General features: G+C 34.1%; 12 protein-coding genes. All 12 read right to left on the reverse strand.

Annotated elements, in window-relative coordinates; translation table 11 throughout:
• Window positions 1-2: 2 nt before the first annotated feature.
• On the reverse strand, window positions 3-7,496 hold the full coding sequence (locus tag LS41612_RS16945; protein WP_024361548.1) for a type I polyketide synthase: 7,494 nt from the start codon (window positions 7,494-7,496) through the stop codon (window positions 3-5).
• Between the two features lie 72 nt (window positions 7,497-7,568).
• Window positions 7,569-8,543, reverse strand: a complete 975-nt coding sequence (locus tag LS41612_RS16950; protein ID WP_024361549.1) for an electron transfer flavoprotein subunit alpha/FixB family protein — start codon at window positions 8,541-8,543, stop codon at window positions 7,569-7,571.
• A 23-nt stretch (window positions 8,544-8,566) separates the two neighbouring features.
• A complete protein-coding gene (locus LS41612_RS16955) occupies window positions 8,567-9,337 on the reverse strand; it encodes an electron transfer flavoprotein subunit beta/FixA family protein (protein WP_024361550.1) in 771 nt (256 codons plus the stop codon).
• A gap of 12 nt (window positions 9,338-9,349) precedes the next feature.
• The gene (locus LS41612_RS16960; protein WP_024361551.1) at window positions 9,350-10,489 is read right to left on the reverse strand and encodes an acyl-CoA dehydrogenase family protein; all 1,140 of its coding nucleotides are present in this window, start codon (window positions 10,487-10,489) and stop codon (window positions 9,350-9,352) included.
• Window positions 10,437-11,528 (reverse strand): HAD-IIIC family phosphatase, encoded by a 1,092-nt coding sequence (locus LS41612_RS16965; RefSeq protein WP_024361552.1) that lies wholly within the window; start codon window positions 11,526-11,528, stop codon window positions 10,437-10,439. The genes LS41612_RS16960 and LS41612_RS16965 overlap by 53 nt, the downstream gene beginning before the upstream one ends.
• Window positions 11,525-11,773, reverse strand: coding sequence for an acyl carrier protein (locus LS41612_RS16970; protein ID WP_024361553.1), 249 nt, complete (start codon window positions 11,771-11,773; stop codon window positions 11,525-11,527). The genes LS41612_RS16965 and LS41612_RS16970 overlap by 4 nt, the downstream gene beginning before the upstream one ends.
• 16 nt (window positions 11,774-11,789) lie before the next feature.
• Complete coding sequence (locus LS41612_RS16975) at window positions 11,790-12,623, reverse strand: 3-hydroxyacyl-CoA dehydrogenase family protein (RefSeq protein ID WP_024361554.1); 834 nt, start codon at window positions 12,621-12,623, stop codon at window positions 11,790-11,792.
• 341 nt (window positions 12,624-12,964) lie between these two features.
• Window positions 12,965-13,594 carry a response regulator gene (locus tag LS41612_RS16980; RefSeq protein WP_051147706.1) on the reverse strand — a complete coding sequence of 210 codons (630 nt, stop codon included), beginning with the start codon at window positions 13,592-13,594 and terminating at the stop codon, window positions 12,965-12,967.
• Entirely contained in the window at window positions 13,581-15,827 is a 2,247-nt protein-coding gene (locus LS41612_RS16985; RefSeq protein WP_024361556.1) for a sensor histidine kinase, read from the reverse strand. Before LS41612_RS16985 ends, LS41612_RS16980 begins: the two co-directional genes overlap by 14 nt.
• Before the next feature lie 4 nt (window positions 15,828-15,831).
• Entirely contained in the window at window positions 15,832-16,008 is a 177-nt protein-coding gene (gene comX / locus LS41612_RS16990) for a competence pheromone ComX (protein WP_105928920.1), read from the reverse strand.
• Window positions 16,009-16,020: 12 nt separating this feature from the next.
• Window positions 16,021-16,890 (reverse strand): class 1 isoprenoid biosynthesis enzyme, encoded by an 870-nt coding sequence (locus tag LS41612_RS16995; protein ID WP_080653288.1) that lies wholly within the window; start codon window positions 16,888-16,890, stop codon window positions 16,021-16,023.
• Window positions 16,891-17,822: 932 nt separating this feature from the next.
• Window positions 17,823-19,259: a proline--tRNA ligase gene (gene proS / locus LS41612_RS17000; RefSeq protein WP_024361558.1), complete on the reverse strand. Its 1,437-nt coding sequence runs from the start codon at window positions 19,257-19,259 to the stop codon at window positions 17,823-17,825.
• Between the last annotated feature and the right edge of the window lie 180 nt (window positions 19,260-19,439).

A 19,439-nucleotide genomic window follows, 5' to 3' on the forward strand; every position in this document is an offset into this window, starting at 1 on the left:
GACTATATCGTTAACTTATCAATTTCAGATAATAAGTCATCTATGTTTTCGGATTGTTCTTCTAATTCACCCATATTTTCATTTTCAAGAATTAGAACTTCACTTAATAAATAATCAGAAAGTTTTACGATGGTTGGATAATTGAAAAATACAGAGACATTGACATCGATACCTAGCAATTTATTAATCGCTGTTCGCATAGAGAATATCATTAAAGAATCTGCACCTTGTTCTTGGAATGCTTTATCTATGGATAGTACTTGGTTATGATCAAAGCCCATAATTTTCCCGCAAATACTTTGCAGTTTTTCAATTAGGAGTTCATTTTGGCCTTCACCTGATAAACTCATAAGCGTTTCCAAGAAATTGTCCTTTTCATCTTGAACTATATCCACATGTAGGTCCTTTTCAGACACTAATTTGGATAGGAATTCTGTCTTGCCTGCTGCAGTTTCCAAAGATTTTACTAGGGTATTCCATTCTATATCGGCAATTACCAGATTCTCATATGGTTGATCCATAAAATCATTAATAATGCTTTGTCCCTGGCCTTTTGAAAAAGTTTTCATACCCATTCTTGCCATCGTACTCGATATCGCATCATTATCTGCTGCCATCCCACTTTCATTCCATGGTCCCCAGCAGAAAGTATAACCAGGAAGCTTGTTCATGTTCATATATGTTGCAAATGAATTCATAAAATGATTGGCAGCAGCATAGTTGCCTTGTCCCATATTTCCAATAACACTCGTGATAGAGGAAAGCATCATGAAGAAATCCAATGTTTCCTTGTCAATTGCATTGAAAACATTAAGCGTTCCAACAACTTTTGGATTCATAACCTTTTCAAAATCCTCCCAATTGAGGTCAATCAACATCTTATCGTTTAACACACCTGCTGCATGAACGACGCCTCTAATAGGAGGCATCGTAAATTGAATGTCATCCAGCGCTTTTATCAGACTTTCATCATTACATACATCCGCATGGACAATCTTTACTTGCACTGCTTTGTCTATCAATTTTTGAATCGCTACTTTGGCATGTTCACTTGGTTCACGTCTGCTTATTAAAATAAGGTTTTTAGCACCTGCATTTACAAGTTGTTCAGCATAAGCAAGACCCAATGCTCCTGTTCCACCTGTAATTAAATAAGAAGCTTCTTCTTTTAATACAATTTTCTTATTTTTTTCTAACCCTTTTTTCAAATAATCCGCATGAGCAATTAATCTTCCTACATAACGTTCGTTTTCTCTGAAGCAAACTTCCTGTACACTATCCCCTAATACTTCATGGATAAAATCACTATTTTCATAGAAAGTTATTTCATCCGTATCAATGATGCCACCAAAAATTTCAGGATATTCTATACTCATTACTTTTGCTAATCCCCAGACCATTGATCCTGATAAATTTAGTTTTTTCTCATGACGAAGCTTTTGCACATCTTTGGTCACGATTTTAATTTTGCTACCTTGTGTGTAACCCTCTTCATTCATAACTTGAACCAAATAGTGTAATGCTTTAATTGCTCTATAATTCACCTTATTATTCGCTAGATTCGGAACACTATCCTTAGTAGTACAATAAATAATATTTAAGTTTTTCTTCCCGCTGTCTTTGCATACATCTGCAAGAAGCTTCGACCACTCTTCTTTATTGTCCTGATTGATCGTATAATCATGGGTATTTTTCTTTAGGAATTCATCTCCATGTAGTACACATATTGTGTTTAAATGGTGTTTCTCCATATTTTCTTTTAAACTTGCTGCCGCAATTGCCTCATCTGCAATCAGAAGGTACTGTTTATTGACTGGCAACTCCTCTAATTTTCTAATGGCATCTGTTTGCACCCAGTCTGTATGGTAATACAATTTGTTTGCACTACTCATTTCTTGTAATAAACTTTCGCTTTCTGTAATTTTAGCCATGAGGTTATCTATTTTCATTAATACTTCGCCTTTTTCGTTATATACAATAACGTCCGCATACGTAATATCATTTTTTACAGTTGATTTTGAATAACACCATAACTGATCGGATTCTCGATAGTTAAACGTCAATTTCTCTAAATAGTATGGAATAACTGTTTTATTGCCATCTTCATTAACATTTGTACGTTCTTTTAATTTTTCTAAAACTAAGGCAATACCTGTTTGGAATATGGAGTCAATTGTTCCTGGGTAGAGTACATAATCTTTAAAGTATGGAATGGTTTTTAAAGGCTCTACCACACAGACACATTCATCTTCTCCGTAGCTAATACGCTTAATCCGTTGGAAACCTTCTCCTAATTCAAAACCAGATTTACTCATAAAATAGTAGATACTATTTTCAATATTTTCTTCATAGGACAGGCGTTTATAATCATCCATATTTGCTGTCATTTCTGAAAACTCATATTCATCTTGCATACATACATTGCCTTTAGCATGCATTAGCCATTTATCATATTTAGAGTTAAAATCTCTACTGACAATATTAAATTTGTAATCATTGTCTTCTTTTTCTAAACAAATTTGCACCTGTTTTTCTTCATCATCTGTTGCAGCTAATGGTACCCTGAAATCTACTTTACTTAACACGCAACTTTTAGCATTTCCAATTTCTTTCACAGCCGAAAGTATCATGGCCATATGGGCTGCTGCTGGAGAAATAGCTGTTTTGAAAATTACATGTTCTCTCATAAAGTAAGGTTCCAATGCAGTAAATTTCCTTTGGAATACTACAGCGTCACTCATTGATGGAAGATCAATTCTTTGGCCTAGAATATTATGATAATCTTCAGCATTGATACTCTCTGATGCTCTATCGTATTTCAAATCCATCCAATATTTGTTCTTCTCATATGGATAGTTAGGAAGTTTTACTTTGTTCCAATTCGTTTTACCAGCGAACGTAATATTGCTCCAATCCACATCTACACCCGTTACATAAAGCAATGCAATTTCATTTGCCAGTTGTACTTTATCTTCCTTCTTCATGTTTAAAGTAGATGCAATGACTCTTTCATCTTCAAAAATTAATTTACAAAGTGCTGCCAACACTCTATTACTTCCTACTTCTAGCAATAAATAGTTTTCTTTTTTATCAATGCTTGTAACCGCTCCAAAGAAGTCAACTTTTTCTCTAATATGACTAGTCCAATAGTCGCCATCAAGAATTTGACCTTCTTCTAATTCTTTGGCGTAGAGCGACGAAACAAATTTTACCTTAGATTCTTTATAATCCAATTCTTTTGCTATTAAATGGAAGTCGTCTAATATTGGCTCCATTAGCATAGAGTGAAAAGCATGAGATACCTTTAATTCTTGTACACGCATGCCTTCCATCTTTGCCTTCTCAACCACTTTTTCTATATCTTCCGCCATTCCAGAAATTACACAAGTTTCTTCAGCATTGTGTGCCGCAATACATACCGTCTCTTGGAATCCAGTAAGAAGTTTTTGTACTTTCGCTTTATCTGCAAAAACAGTTGCCATCTTACCTTTTCCAGGTGCAGCATCCATCAGTCTTCCTCTTATTGAAACTAGTTTAATAGCATCTTCCAGTGTCATAATCCCTGCTACAACTGCTGCTGGATATTCACCAATGCTATGTCCCATCACTACCTCTGGTTTAACACCATAGCTCTCCCACAGTTTGTATAAAGCATATTCCACCGCAAAGATTAATGGTTGCGCATAAACCGTTTTTTCAATCACTTGTTCCTCTGCATTTTCCCCATATATTAAATCGGCAATGGATTTTAATAAATACGGTTTAAACAATCGATCACAAGTGTCAAATGCCTGTTTAAAGACAGCATTAGAATCATAGAGTAGTTTCCCCATATTGAGATACTGTGAGCCTTGTCCAGTAAACATAAAGACAACTTTTCTATCTTTTTGCATCAACTGGTGCTTATCTATATTTTCAAAGACCCCTTCTGCATACCCATCTTTTAGATAGCTTTCTAGTCTCTCAGCAATCATTTTTCTGTTACTGCCACATACAGCAAATCGGTATTCTAAATCCGCTCTTCCTAGATTGGCTGTATAAATAATATCTTCTAATTCATTGTCCGAACTATTTGCTATCAAATTATAGTACTGTTCAATTAGTTCATTTAATGATTTCTTGCTTTTTGCTGAAATTTTAAGTATATAATCTATGCCATCTTGGATGTTTGTTTCGTTTTTACCGAAATCCTCATTTTTGTATTCTTCGATAATCGTATGGGCATTTGACCCACCAAATCCAAAGCCATTAATAGCTGCAGCTCTTAAGCCATCCTCTTTTTTCCACGATGCATGTTCGCTTATCACTTCTACATTTGCACCTTCCCAGTCAATAAACGGATTCGGTGTATGGAAGTGAAGATTTGCAGGAATCATATTATGCTTCATGGATAATAAAACTTTAATTATTGATGCTACCCCTGCAGCAGCCTCCAAATGACCAATATTAGATTTTACAGAACCTATCTTTAATAGATTATTTTTACTTCTGTTCTTTCCGTAAGTTGCACCAACTGCATGAACTTCGATTGGATCTCCAAGTTTTGTGCCTGTTCCATGCATTTCTACAAAATCAACATCATGAGGATCCATACTGGCATGCATCAAAGTTTTTTCAATCAATTTTTCTTGCGCTTCCCCATTTGGTGCAGTTAGGCCGTTACTCTTACCATCCTGATTAATTCCAGTTCCTCTGATAATACCTAGAATTTCATCTTGATCTTTAATAGCGTCAGATAATTTTTTCAGTATAAGGACGCCACCGCCTTCTCCACGCCCATAACCATTTGCCGCTTCATCAAATGCTTTACTATGACCATCTACTGATGTCGCTTGCAGTTTCGAAAAACCGATATTAGTCGTTGGAGATTCCATTAAGTTAACGCCAGCTACAATTTGCATATCGGCTTCTCCGGCCTGCATTGCGGTACAGGCTAAATGCAACGCCGAAAGCGTGGACGAGCATGCGGTATCAACTGTAATACATGGTCCTTCAAATCCAAACGTATAAGATACCCTTCCACATGCAGTACTCATACAGCTTCCTGTCAGAGCATATGCACCAATAGTTGATAATTCTCCTGAATATAATTGCGCTAGATTGTATTCATTATTAGACATGCCTACATATACGCCGGTGTTCGATCCGTTGTATTTAGTGATATCCATATTTGCATTTTCAAAAGCTTCCCATGTGAGCTCTAATAGCATTCTTTGTTGGGGATCAAGGGCAGCTGCTTCTTTTGGAGATATATTGAAAAATCCTGCATCAAATTCATCAATATTGATATTTAAAAAACCACCCTTTTTGCAATACATTTTTCCCGGAACGGTTTTATCTTCATCATAATACTTTTCAATTTCCCATCTATTTTCAGGAACATCACATACGCCATCTACTCCATTTACAAGCAAATTCCAGTACTCATCAATACTATTAGCACCACCTGGAAAGCGACAACTCATTCCAACGATTGCTATTTTATCTTGCATATGCTGCTCTTCGTTCATGTTCCCTAGACTCCTTTGCTTCTCTTCTAAATTAACAAGTGAATAAATATGTTCAGACAAATCATATATAGTGAAATACTTAAAAATATCAGCAACAAGAATATTTACGTTAAATTCTTTATTTAAATTTTCAATAAACGATGGGATATTAATAGATACAATGCCATATTCAGAAAAAGGAATGTCATGCGCTAATACTTTTACATCGAAACGACTCTCAATATATGTCACAATTTTCTTCGCAATAGAATTTCGAGAGTATCTCGTTTTTTCAGTATTAACCATTTGGCTTTTCTTACTATAATTCAAGTTATTTAGTATTGTTTCATATGTGCCAGCATTATATTTTTCAGTTAACCCACGTCGAAATGCTTTGCCACTGTTTGTTTTAGGAATATCTTCAACGGGTACTACCTCACTAATAGTCAGTCCCATTTTTTCAAAAACCATTGAAATAATGTCGTTTTTAAAGTCCTTAAATTCTTCTATATCCTTGTTATTTTCAAAGTCCATTTGTGTTTTTATAAAAACAATCACTTTCTCATTGTCATTTTCCTGCTTTGTTCCATTGCATACTGCACACTGTTGGTGCTTTGTATTATGCAAATGTTTATTTATTAGTTCTTCAATCTGTGCGCACGAGACTTTTTTCCCGTTGGCTACAACAAGTTCTTTTTCTCTTCCAATAATGATAAGATTGTTATCTTGAATAAATCCTATATCCCCTGTACATAACCATTTCTCTTCAAAAAATACTTTATCGGTCGCTTCTGAATCTTGATAATAACCTGCTGTAATACAAGGACCACTTGCACAAATTTGTCCTAAATGCCCTTCTGGGAGCTCTTGGAAGTTATCATCGCGGATACTAAGTTGTACAGTTTCCAAAGGCGTACCCATTTCAAGAAATACATTATCTGCTGTTTCGCCATCCGCTAATTCCCTACACTGCACTTTGTCACCAATCACAAGCTTATCGTTTGTAATTTCGAATGTTCTAGCATGCTTTCCTAATCTATTTGCGGTTAACATAATTGTCGCTTCAGTCAATCCATATAGCGGATAAACCTTATCTATAGAAAACCCATAAGCATTTACTTCGTTACAGAATTCTTTGTATAATGCTTGACTAACCGACTCCCCACCTAAAAACATGCTATCTACACAGGACAAATCCCATTTAAAGTTTTTCTCCGAATTCATATAAACATTATTAAAATGCTTCAATGCGAATGGCAGTGAACCAATTCTAGTTGCGCGATATTCATTAATGGTTTCCGCCCAAATTAACGGCTGATTCATGTACAATTTAGTAGAAAGCAGGCATTGATCTGCGCCCGCCATTAATGGTACAAGGTGGAATATGACTAAACCATAACAATGTGTTAATGGTGTCCATGATAAAAACTTATCATTTTCATCTATTGCATAATGTTTAACAAAGCCATATACGTTAGCAGCCACATTGGATTTGCTAATCATTACCCCTTTTGGCGTGCCCGTTGTTCCAGAAGAATATAAAATATATAGGATATCTTCTGGTGAAGTTTGATACTCTACATTCAGATTATTCGGACACTTTAAAATCTCAGTATAGAAGTCCTGAAGGCATAGCACTTTCCCTTTGTCCTTATCCTGTTCACTATCACTGACGATAATTGGATGAACCGACTTTTCCAATACATGTGTTAAAAGACTATCGACATTACTATTTTTACTTGCATCAATCGGAACAGCGATATAGCCTCCTATTGCACACGCCCAAAATGAATATAAAAAGAGCTCTAGATTTTCACACCGAATAATGACTTCTGCATTTCTGCTAACACCTTGCTTTTTAAATATTTCAGAAACATAAAAACTTCTATTCCATAGTTCTCTGTATGAAATAAATTTTTTATCCTCTTTTGAAAGGACAATTGTAATTCCTTTATCTGTTTTACTAAGTTTTTTTAGTGCTCCTAATATATCATCTGTTTTTTTCATTCCATTCCCTCCCCTATCAAACCTTCTAAAAGCTTTTTATGTCTTATAAAACGCTAAGTACATCTCTTGTACCTATCCTTCAGCCATTTTTTCTAATTCAGCCAGTACTGCCTCCACATCATCTACGATAGCGTAATCCGCATATTCGAATATGGGTGCATTTTTATCTTTATTGATGGCAACGATTATTTCAGCATTTTTAACGCCAATCATATGTTGGCTAGCGCCCGATACACCGAATCCTACATAAATAGGTGAAGCCAGCATTTTCCCAGACTGACCAATCATTCTCTCTTTTTCAATATATCCCGCTTCAACGACTGCTCGGGTTCCAACTATTCCAACATGTAGTTTATTTGCAATTTGGCAAATTTTTTCAAAAGTATCTTGATTTTTAACTCCTCTACCAATACAAAAAACTTTATTTAAATTGTTCATCTCTTTCTTGTCGAACTTTTCTATTCGCTCTAGAACACCCCATGAATTGGACAACTTCTCCATATCATCATCGTATGTAACTTCCTCTATCATTCCACTACATTGCCCAGCCTTCATTTGTTTTGCAAAGATGTCTTTTTTCACAGTTGCGATGATAAATTCGCCATTAGAACAATTGTTTTTGGCAATTGTCACACTATTAAAGGCAGTTCTCAAAAAAGACAGTTCGTTATTTTCATCAAATTGAATATCAGTACAACCTGCTATAAGCCCGACCTCAAATCTGGCAGATAATATCGATGCCGTTATTTTTCCATTGCTAGATTCCGGAACCAATATGACTTTTGGGATGCGTGTCTTTATCATATTTGAGATTATATTTGTAAAATATGTCATATCAAATGGCTCGTTTTGTCTACAGATCACTATATTGTCTGCTCCATATTGAAAGAACTTATCAAGTTGCTCACTATCCTTATGTCCAACACATAATACTGTTACCTTATAGTTGCATTGATTACTGAGACTACTAGCTTTTGTGATGACCTGTAATATATTTTCATCGTCGTATTCTTGAAAATCACATATGATAACAATTTCTTTTTCCATTCAACGTTCATCCTTCATGCAGGTTATCGTTTACTATTGTGTGCCTTATCTGTTACTAAGTTATAGATTAAAATCGCTTTTTCTTGTGCCGTTTCTTCTATAAATAGCTTTTTCTGTTTTGCTTCTTTTTGAACATGCCATTCTTTCACCTTTACACTAGCAAAACCACACTTTTCTACATCAACAGCTAAATCAGTAGCATTCCATACAAGGATCTCTTTTTTTCTTGCTTTTTTTAATGCTAGTAAATTGATTAAAGGCTGCGTAACTACATAATCGTAAAAAGAAATAACAGCGGGTGGTTTCAATCTCCCAATAATTGTTTCAGTGTCTTTTACTTGTTTTAGCTGAATTGCTGAAGCCTCATTCCCTAAAATCTCAGCTATATCAGTTAAACAATAATAGTTAAGACGTTCTCCTATGCCATATACTGCTTGTCCAACTTCTCCATCACTACTTCGTCTTCCACATGCTACAAAATCCACATCTTCTATTTTTTTGATTGCCTGTACTAAAATGTATGAAGTAGCGACTGTATCCGAACCTTCGAATAGCTCATCATTTAATAGAATGGCTTTATCTGCTCCTAAAGCAATAGCCTTTTGAAGCAATCCTTTTGTACTGTGATTACCCATACAAAGACAGATAATTGTGCAATCAATCGATTTTTTTAATTCTATAAATTGTTGTAATGCATATAAGTCATATGGATTTATAATAAAGTCCTCTGTTCGTAATTCATTTGGAAACATCTCTTCAGCTTTGATTGGTTTTAAACATACTACAACTTTCATGAGCACTCCTTATCACATATATCTTGCATTGGCCATATTATAAATTGTATTTTTTTGCATTTCATTTGTGCCTGAATAAATACTGCTTGCCAGGGCATCCCTTAGCTCTCGTTCCATTTCATACTCTTTTGTATATCCATATGCACCAAAAATTTGCATTGCATCTCTACACGTTTTTATGTAATTTTCACTTACAAAAAGTTTAAAAATAGAAGTTTCAAGGTAAGCAGATTTTTTTTGATCTTTTAACCATGCGATTTTATATAACATTAATTTCGCCATTTCTATATTTACTTCCATTTCGGCAATTTTATGAGATACTGCCTGATTTGAACCTATTGGCTTTCCAAACTGTTTTCTTCCATTTGCCTGTTTGATGCATTGTTCCATAATTCGTTGCATCACACCAATATGTGGCGCAAATTCAAAACATCTTTCCCATTCTAGCGCGCCTGTGAGAATATTATTACCATAGTTAAATTTCCCTAATATATTATTCTTTGGCACTTTTACATTATCTAAAATAAGTTCACTCGTCGGACATGCATTCAAGCCCATCTTTTCGATATCATTCCCTGTCGTTACGCCTTCAAAATTGCGCTCAACGACAAAAGCAGTGATTTTCTTATCTGGAACTTCCTCCGTAACAGCGAAAACAATAAAAATATCAGCGATAGGACCATTGGAAATAAACATCTTTGTACCATTAAGTACAAAACAATCATCTTCTTCCTTTACATTTGCAACCATCGCAAATGCATCAGATCCTGCTTCAGGCTCTGTAATAGCAATTGCCCCAATTTGTTTCCCTTCAACCATCTGTGGTAAATACTTTTCTTTCAATTCATCTGAACCATATAAATTGATTAAATTTTGACATACCCATATATGATTATTAATCACAAAAATAAATCCATTATTTTTACATGCATATCCAAGACTTTCAAAGACCATTGCCGCAGTCTCGTAGCTTTCCCCAAGACCTCCGTATTTTTCATCTACAGTTATCCCTAATAATCCAAATTCACTAACCTTTTTCCACATATCCATGGAGAATTCTTCGTAAAATTCACGTTCATTAAGATTTTCTCTCGCGAAATCAATGATTTCCTGACTGTATTGTCTCTGCTCTTTCTTTACTGAAAAATCCATCAACGTTCTCCCCTTCATAAACAAACGTTACATAGTCTGGTATAATTCGCTCGTATGACATATCTGCTTCAAATATTACGACATCACCGTCTTTACCTAACTCTTTAAAGCCGTTAAATTTGTATGTAATGTACATAATTCTATTTTTATCTGTTGGAATAAATTGTGCTCGTAAAGTTTTATTATTTTTTATCGATTCATTAATAAGAAAATTCATGAAAATATTACCAATACCTTTGGACATTACTCTGCATGACATAAGAAGTAGCTTCAAATCCCAAACGTCAGCCTTCTTTTCTACAAGCGCCAAGCCTATTTTTCCGTAAGTACCATATTTATCATCAAGCTGTGCAACATACACTTCATAATCATCTGCTTCAAGAAAGTTCTTTAATTCATCATAAGAATAAATGTAACCTGTGGAATTTAACTGGTGTGTTCTGACTGTAAGCTCTTCAGCTCTCTGAAGATCGTCTTCCTTAGCTTTGTCAATTTTGAAAGTCATATTAAGCGTGGATAAAAATTCTTCTTTCGTACCACTATACGCTAGCTCTTCTTTATTTCTTTGAATATCACTGTGGTACATTTTCCTTCTATTTTTCGAATCATTTGTTATAAATTTTGGCATCATTCTTTCCATATCTAGGATTTTGTCAATATCATTTGCGTCGATACATAAAATTTCTGGATAACTGAATAACACTTCTTCTCGTTCAAATTCTTGGTCATCTACAAAACTCAAAGTATCTATACCAATATTGATGTCTTTTGCAATTTGAGCAACAGCTTCTGACTTACTGTTCCAGCTAATTTGAGGATAAATAAAATAGTCCCACAAACCAAATTCTTCAAGTTTTTCTTTGGCCATATCATAGTTGTTTTTACTGCTTATTGATTGCAAAATTCCTCTTCTATCTAGTTCCTTTATTACTTCAACTACATTTTCTTTTAAAGTTAAATTGTCATTCTCTATTAAAATTCCATCCCATAATGTATGATCTAGATCCCAGACAACACATTTTATTTTCTCCCCACTCATACTGTTTCCTCCATTGCTAACTTCTTTTCAACTAAGGCAACAATTGAAATGATATCTTTAAAATTGTCCAAATCTAATTCCATATTATCGATGGAAATATCAAATTCAGTTTCAATAAAATTAACTAGATTCATTGCAAATAAAGAATTAACTAATCCTTTTTCAAAAATATTGTCTGTGTCATTGATCTCCGTAATTTTTATAAACTTTGATAAAAACCCTTTAATTTTCTCTTTTGTATTCATTATTATCACCTTTCTTTTAGTAAGAATAAAAACCTTTTCCGCTTTTTCTTCCAGTTGAACCTGCATATACCATTTGTTTTAAAAGGGGACAGGCTCTAAATTTTGGATCTTCATAATGGGTATATAATACTTTTAATGAATCTAATACCGTATCAACACCGATTAAATCAGCTGTTTCCAGCGGACCCATTTTATGACCAAAAGCATTTTTAAAAATGTTGTCAATTTGCTCTGCAGTTGCCACTCCCTCATACACTAGGGCTGCAGCCTCATTCATAAATAAATGAGATAATCGATTAGATACAAATCCCGCGCTGTCCTTAATTACTTCAATTTCCATTCCTGCTTTATTTAATAACTCACGAACATGCTGAACGGTCTCTTCAGATGTTTTCCATCCCTGTATAACTTCAGCAAAATTTTTCATAGGAACTGGATTCATAAAATGTACACCTATCACTTTTTCAGCTCTATCGGTATATGAACCAATAAGCGTAATCGGAATGCATGAAGTATTCACCATGTAAATACATTTTTGTTTACAAACCTTCTCTAAATTTCTATAAACGATTTCTTTCGTTTTAATATTTTCATCTACATTTTCAATAATAAAATCCATATCTGCAAAATCTTCATAACCTGATGTAATGTCGATATTGGCAACAATTTTTTCAGCATCTATCGTTTTATTAAACATACCTGCTATTTTTAAATTCTTTTTTATCTCTTCCCGTGCAGTTTCAAGAACATTTGAAGAAATATCATATAAAACAACATTATGACCATATTGTGCAAACCTTTGGGCTACACCTTTCCCCATTACACCGGCTCCAATTACACCAATTTTCATGTTAACCTCCAATAGCTTTGAACTTTTTTTATAGTTTTGTAGTAAAATTTATTAATGTCGATATACTAAACTACCCCAGTAACATCACTTGTCTCTCGTTATTTAAATTCTACCAATACATTTACCGTACTTTATAGGGCGGGTTTCCGATTAAAATAATGCGGAAAACCACACTTGACATAAAAAAATAAATATTTACACTAGTTGATAGCAAAGTAAAAAAAACGACAAAACACTTTACCAGTGTTTTGTCGTTATTAGATGTGTATTAATATTACAAAAAATTGTTGCTTTATTAGCAAAAAACGCATAATTTATGAACTTCAGTCGAATCTTTATACCTAATTAAAATGATATTTATCAGTTTCTAAAGTAGTTAATTCATTCCATTTAACGGCTGCCTCTGCTCGTGATTCAACACCAAGCTTAGAAAAAATTGTGGTTAATACTTTCTCTATTGTCCGTTGACTTAAATGAATTTCCAGTGCAATAGCCTTATTCGTATAGCCATCTCTGACAAAATCTAAAATTTGTCGTTCTCTCTCTGTCAAGTTTATAGATTCTTTAGCTCCAACATTATGTACACACAGCTTTTTAAGAAGCGAAAGTGAAATAATAACTTTCCCTTCAAGTGCATATTGAATTGTATCAATCAATTGTTTTCTACTTTCCGTTTTACTAATAAATCCTGATATCCCCTTGTTTAATAATTCGGGTAAATATTTCTCGATATTATAACCTGTATAAATAATCGTGATTGCTTCAGGATGAATTTTGAGTAACTTTTGAATAAATTGCAGTCCATCCATCCCTGCTAAATTAAAATCAATTAAGTAAATATCATAAAATGATTCGGATAAGTGCTGTAATGCAATACAGGGATCTGTAAACACCACTGCTTGACAGTCTAGTTCAGCTTGCAATATGGCCCGTGTGCCTTCACCAATAGCAATATGATCATCCAATACCATTATTTTCAAAATCCTCACCTATTTTCATAGATAGTTTAATGTTTGTCCCTTGCGGCTGATTTGAGCTTATTAAAAATGTCCCCTGATAATACTTGATACGCTCCTTCATCCCCATTAGTCCTATACTTTTCATACAGTCTTGTTGAATATTTTCATCAATATCAATACCAATTCCATCATCCCAATAGTCAATAAAAACTTTTTGTGCTTTGGATGTTAATGAAATATGGACAGACTGTGCTTGTGAATGTTTATTTGCATTGGAGAGCAACTCTTGAATAATACGATAAATTGTAGTGGATTGCTGCAACGATAAACCTTCAATCCTTTGAATATCCACTTTAATCAAGAAGTTAAAACGTATTTTACATTTCTGTATTAACTCCTCTAACGAGCGGTGGAGACCAAGCCTATCGATTAAAGGCGGATATAAATTTTCACAAATTTCTCTTGTATTATCCACAATATCCAGTACTTCTTCACGCAAATGCATAAAAGCCTCTTTGTCATCTTTTTCTTTTGTTGCAGCTTCTTCCATATTACGACTCATATGAATCAAATCTTGTAAAATCGTATCATGTATCTCTGTAGATAACCGTAAACGTTCTTTCTCTGAAGACAAAATCCATAGCCTATTATACCATCGTGGTGCATGCAATTTGTCTAACTTCGTCAGTTGTGCCATAAGTTCATCCAACTTAAGTGAATTATCGATAATGCTTTGAACATAATACAAAAAGAGTTCAAGCATTTTTAAAGATTCGGACGGTATTTTACGAAATTTTGTGTCTGTGATTGCCAACAACTTAGAGTCTACTGTTTCATAGAGTACCAATATGTATTTCGTGTCATGTTTATAAATTAAATTAGGACAAATAGCACGACATTTATGTTCTTCTATATAACCAAGAGATTGTGTTAACTGGTCTTCTATAATCTCAATATCATTCAGCATTAACATTAGATTAAGCTCTTGTTTAATATATTCCATAAGTTTGTCGAAGTTAGTAGCATAATGTGCTGATGATTTAATGAAGCGATAAAAATTGGAAAAATTGTAGTTCTTTAAAGTACTTAAATAGCGAGCATTCCGTACTTCCATACTTTCCTTGTATGACAACAGTAAGATGGAGGAAATAAACGTAATCAAAAAATAAAGACTGTATATGTAAAACGAGCGTACTTCCTCAAGAGATAGTAAAATAAATGAAAGTACCAGACTAAAAGGAATCGCCAATTGTAAATGTGAAAACATGCGATCAAGCGCATATTGTAAGTTAACAAAATTCCCCGCCATTTCTAAGTAAATCAGACAAATAGGGACCACTAACAAAAATAACGCCGTCACATCTGCAGGTAGAAATGGATGCACATTAAAAATTGTTGGAATGCCATAACATAATGCGAACGGTCCGATTCCTAAAAAAAAGATGCAGAATAATGGCTTGGCATAGTATTTAGTATTGCTTTTAGCTGCGACAATAATATTAATCGCTAGTAAGCAGGATAAAATTAAATAGACTGATAGTTCAAATATAATTTGTACTTTAAGAAGATCTTCAATAAAAATACGCGCTATATTTATCACTACAATCATTATACCAATAACAAAAAAAGCATTACGCAACTTTTTTTGAAAAGCATCACTCATTGTTCTTAAAAAATAATTACAGTAGAAAATACAATTCACAATGCTAAGGAAAATCGCTAATGAATTAATAACAATACTAATGAAATCTCCTCGTCCTGCTGCACCTGCACTTATATACGCTAATGCTGTAAACTGTAAATGAAAAATCAAATACTGTTTGTTTTTAGTAAGTATTTGTTTAAATAAAAAAAGACAAAAAGCAGTTGTGATTAAGGTATATAATAACGGCATTATTAATTGCTTTATTAATTGTGCGTTTATATTCTTATTTGAGACGATTAACTTTTCCACTTTTCCTTCATGCCAAATTGTTATGCTATGCGCTTGTGTAATTAGAAAAGGGGATGAAGTATTGGCTGTCAGCTTCATCCCATCTAATTCTAAAACTTTCGTATAGGGCACTATATTTTGAGATGCTGCCCAACTTTCCTCTTCAATCTGTTGAATATACCAACTTTGATCTTGTGATTGAACCAGTGTAATCCCAATTATAGGCCCGCTAACGACAACGGATAAACAATACAATTGTATGAAAAAAGTGAGAAAAAGCGAAATTAAGATTTTAGCTTTTCCTTGTTCCATCTGTTTACGGACGCCAATACATTAAATATGAATCCTTTAATGTTTTCTTTTCACCGTGTTCAAAGGATTCTAAAATTAAACTTTGCTCTAACTCATTTACATTTAAAAGTGAAACTCTTTTTTCTTTTAAAAGATCTAAAATATTGCGATTTTTATGAATATATTGAACGATTTCTAACATATCCTTCACCTCTTAAATATATTTTTTAAATAATGATACATCATGAGTTGGATAAATTTCTTTTAGTAATTCAAGTGCAAGATTACGGTATTTAGACTGTAATAGATGCATGTATATAGATAATCCTGAAGCTTCTATTTGCTGTGGCGTAATGCAAATATTCATTGTTGAATCGCCGTGCTGACTATAATACAAGCGTAATTCATCAAATGCTGAATCTTCATATTGTAATAGATACAATATTGGCAGTGTTCTTTTTTTGTCTTGTAAATCTCTTTGTAAGTTTAATAAGTCGCCATAATCATTATTTAACTGAGCAACCATTGCAATATAGTGTGCACTCATTTCAAGCTTTGCCGTATACTTTCCAGTTGCTAATACTTCTCCGAGCAATGAAGAAAGTGCTATTAACGAGCCAGATTTCTTTTTAACAACAGCTTCATACATCTCTTCAGATGTAATCTCGTTTATTAGGTCATGATGCTGACCATCAACTGCTTGAAGTAAGTAATGGCAAAATAAACGGGTAACCTCACTTTTATAAGGTATTTCCACCTTTTGTAGCTCCAACATAACGATACTAACGAAAGCTGTCGAAGCATTAAGCAATACATTCCCCTCTATCCCCCATTTTGATTCATCACCGTCTTCGATATCATCAACAATATCTGTAAAAAGAATCCAAAGTTCTAAAAGATTAAAAACTTCTTGGATAGATTTCGTTAATATACCGCCATTCAATTGAAAATGTAATTTACTTAAATCACTAAAATCACCACCTTCATGTTGATCTAACAAGTAGGTTAAACAACGGCTAAACTCATCCGATAGTTGATAATTACTGACAATTCGCCTTAATGATTGTTTTATTTCTTCCATCATTCACCTTACCAATTATTTATTTTAATTGCGATTTGGCTTTGAGCTACTTCTAACAATCAAAATGAATAGTTAACAATGCAGATATTCTTGGTGTTTGACTTCGGGTATTTCAAGTAAATATTACTTCCACCTTCAAATAACAAAGAAGTTGTGCTTCCTAGAATGAACAAAAGGCAGCGCACATATTGCTAAGAATTCATTACATTAAACATACTTAATTTTGACTGTTATGTATCACCACTTTCAAACGGCATCAGAGGCATAAATAATAAAGGTGATTTCGCTCTTTTGCATGAATGGAAAAGACCATCTATTTACAATCTGTTGAAGAGCTAATCAATTAAAATTGTCATCTACGACTCATGACAGTTATCCTTTTTTCCAATCATTAACTATTATACCTAAAATACTAAAATTGTAAATATATTCATAAATATTAATACCTATTAACAATATAATGCATTAATTTACATAATTCCGCAACTATAGTTTCATAAATTTTATTAGTACAAATATAGCAAGAAAGAATTTAAGTAACTCACTATAAATGCTGTATTTCACAAAGGATACGCTCTATTGCAGGTAAAAATAAATTAAAAGGAATGTTACACAGTGTAAAGAAGTTTTCAATAGGTGACTGCATTATTGTTTCTATATGAGGGACAGCCTCAAAATCAGCTATAAACATCAAGACGAGAAAGGCAATATCGCCGGATTTTTTTAGTTTTGGGAAGAAGCTATTCTGGAGACTATAAATACAAGAATTAAAATATTAGTAGAAGATACATTTCAAAGAGGAGGAAATCATAAGGAAATACTATAAATCTAAGCACAATTCAGTTAGAAGGGCATCAAGAGTGGATTCCACTTCTTGATGCCTTTTGTCCATACTCTGAGCATGTTACCATGCTTTCTACCATACAAAGTAAGATTTAGTAAGCGCGGGCAAACCAAACTGTATGTTGTGCTTCTTTCCCACAATGAATGCAAGTATGCTTTGTAACTGGTGGGTTAAATGGTATATTACGAGTTGTAAATTTTGTTTCTTCTTTTACCTTTTCTTCACACGCATCATCTCCACACCAACCCGCTAAAATCCAACCTGGGATTGTTTCATTTTGTTCAGATTGAGCTAAATGCTGTTTTAACTGTTCCATTGAATCGATATGGGTATGCGAGTTGTTTGCACGGAAAGCTTTTGCTTTTTCAAATAGTCGCGTTTGCATCGTTTCAAGTTCTGTTTCTATGCTTTCAACAATTGTGTCTAAAGAAACAGTTACTTTTTCTTCTTCATCACGGGCTTTCATTAAGCTTTGCTGATTTTCTAAATCACGTGGCCCCAATTCAATACGCACAGGTACACCTTTTAGCTCCCATTCATTAAACTTATAACCAGGTGATTGGTCTGAATCATCAAGACGCACACGAATGCCCTTTGCTTTTAACGTTGCAAAAATTTCATCTAATTTCTCGATAATCTTAGTGTTCTTTTTCCACGGACCAACTGGGATTAACACAACTTGCGTTGGAGCGATTCTTGGCGGTAAAACAAGACCTTGTTCATCACCATGCACCATAATAACAGAACCGATTAAACGGGTAGACGTACCCCATGATGTTGTATGCACATGGACATGTTTATTTTCTTTATTTAAATATTTGATATCAAAAGCTTCGGCAAATTTCGTACCTAAATAATGAGATGTCCCTGCTTGTACGGCCTTGCCATCCTTCATCATCGCTTCAATCGAAAATGTATCAACTGCTCCGGCAAAACGTTCTGATGGCGTTTTTTGCCCATCATAGACAGGAATGGCTAACAGTCCTTCGACAACTTCTTTATAAATAGCTAACATTTGCATTGTTTCTTTGCGTGCATCTTCTTCATCGACATGCGCCGTATGACCTTCTTGCCATAAAAATTCTGAAGTACGGATAAACGGTAGCGTTTTCTTTTCCCAACGGAATACATTGGCCCATTGATTGATTAAAACAGGAAGGTCTCGATAACTTTTAATCCAATTAGAATACAAATGTCCAATCATTGTTTCCGAAGTTGGGCGCAGCGCTAAACGCTCTTCTAATTGTTCACCTGCCGCTTCGGTCACCCAAGGAAGCTCTGGTGAAAATCCTTCAATATGATCCTTTTCCTTTTGGAAAAAAGATTCTGGAATGAGCATTGGGAAGTAGGCATTGCGGTGCCCTGTTTCCTTAAAACGCTTATCCATCTCCGCTTGAATATGCTCCCACAGTTCATAGCCGTCTGGTTTAAAGGCAATACAACCACGAACCGGCGTATAATCCATTAAATCCGCCTTTTGTATCGTTTCCACATACCATTTTGAAAAATCATTTGTTTTTTGAGACATCTTCTTTTCCTCCTATTTTGAAAAATCTATTTTGCTTCGGCAAAATTGCATCTGATTTTTTTCGAGCCTGCTCAAATAGCTCCTTTTAAAATCTGTGATACCCACAGGGACATTTAACTTAATTTGGCATGCATCCATATATTTCGTCTTCATCGCCTAGCTAATGCTAAATCAAGTTCA

The sequence above is a fragment of the Lysinibacillus sphaericus genome (assembly GCF_002982115.1).
GTDB classification, from domain to species: Bacteria; Bacillota; Bacilli; order Bacillales_A; family Planococcaceae; genus Lysinibacillus; species Lysinibacillus sphaericus.

Bases quoted from the DNA above. Each gene is read 5' to 3' on its own strand.
- LS41612_RS16995 (WP_080653288.1), bottom strand. From the start codon at position 16,890: ATGATGGAAGAAATAAAACAATCATTAAGGCGAATTGTCAGTAATTAT.
- LS41612_RS16975 (WP_024361554.1), bottom strand. From the start codon at position 12,623: ATGAAAATTGGTGTAATTGGAGCCGGTGTAATGGGGAAAGGTGTAGCC.
- LS41612_RS16980 (WP_051147706.1), bottom strand. From the start codon at position 13,594: ATGGTATTGGATGATCATATTGCTATTGGTGAAGGCACACGGGCCATA.
- LS41612_RS16965 (WP_024361552.1), bottom strand. From the start codon at position 11,528: ATGAGTGGGGAGAAAATAAAATGTGTTGTCTGGGATCTAGATCATACA.
- LS41612_RS16985 (WP_024361556.1), bottom strand. From the start codon at position 15,827: ATGGAACAAGGAAAAGCTAAAATCTTAATTTCGCTTTTTCTCACTTTT.
- LS41612_RS16960 (WP_024361551.1), bottom strand. From the start codon at position 10,489: ATGGATTTTTCAGTAAAGAAAGAGCAGAGACAATACAGTCAGGAAATC.
- comX (WP_105928920.1), bottom strand. From the start codon at position 16,008: ATGTTAGAAATCGTTCAATATATTCATAAAAATCGCAATATTTTAGAT.
- LS41612_RS16955 (WP_024361550.1), bottom strand. From the start codon at position 9,337: ATGAAAGTTGTAGTATGTTTAAAACCAATCAAAGCTGAAGAGATGTTT.
- LS41612_RS16950 (WP_024361549.1), bottom strand. From the start codon at position 8,543: ATGGAAAAAGAAATTGTTATCATATGTGATTTTCAAGAATACGACGAT.
- proS (WP_024361558.1), bottom strand. From the start codon at position 19,259: ATGTCTCAAAAAACAAATGATTTTTCAAAATGGTATGTGGAAACGATA.
- LS41612_RS16970 (WP_024361553.1), bottom strand. From the start codon at position 11,773: ATGAATACAAAAGAGAAAATTAAAGGGTTTTTATCAAAGTTTATAAAA.
- LS41612_RS16945 (WP_024361548.1), bottom strand. From the start codon at position 7,496: ATGAAAAAAACAGATGATATATTAGGAGCACTAAAAAAACTTAGTAAA.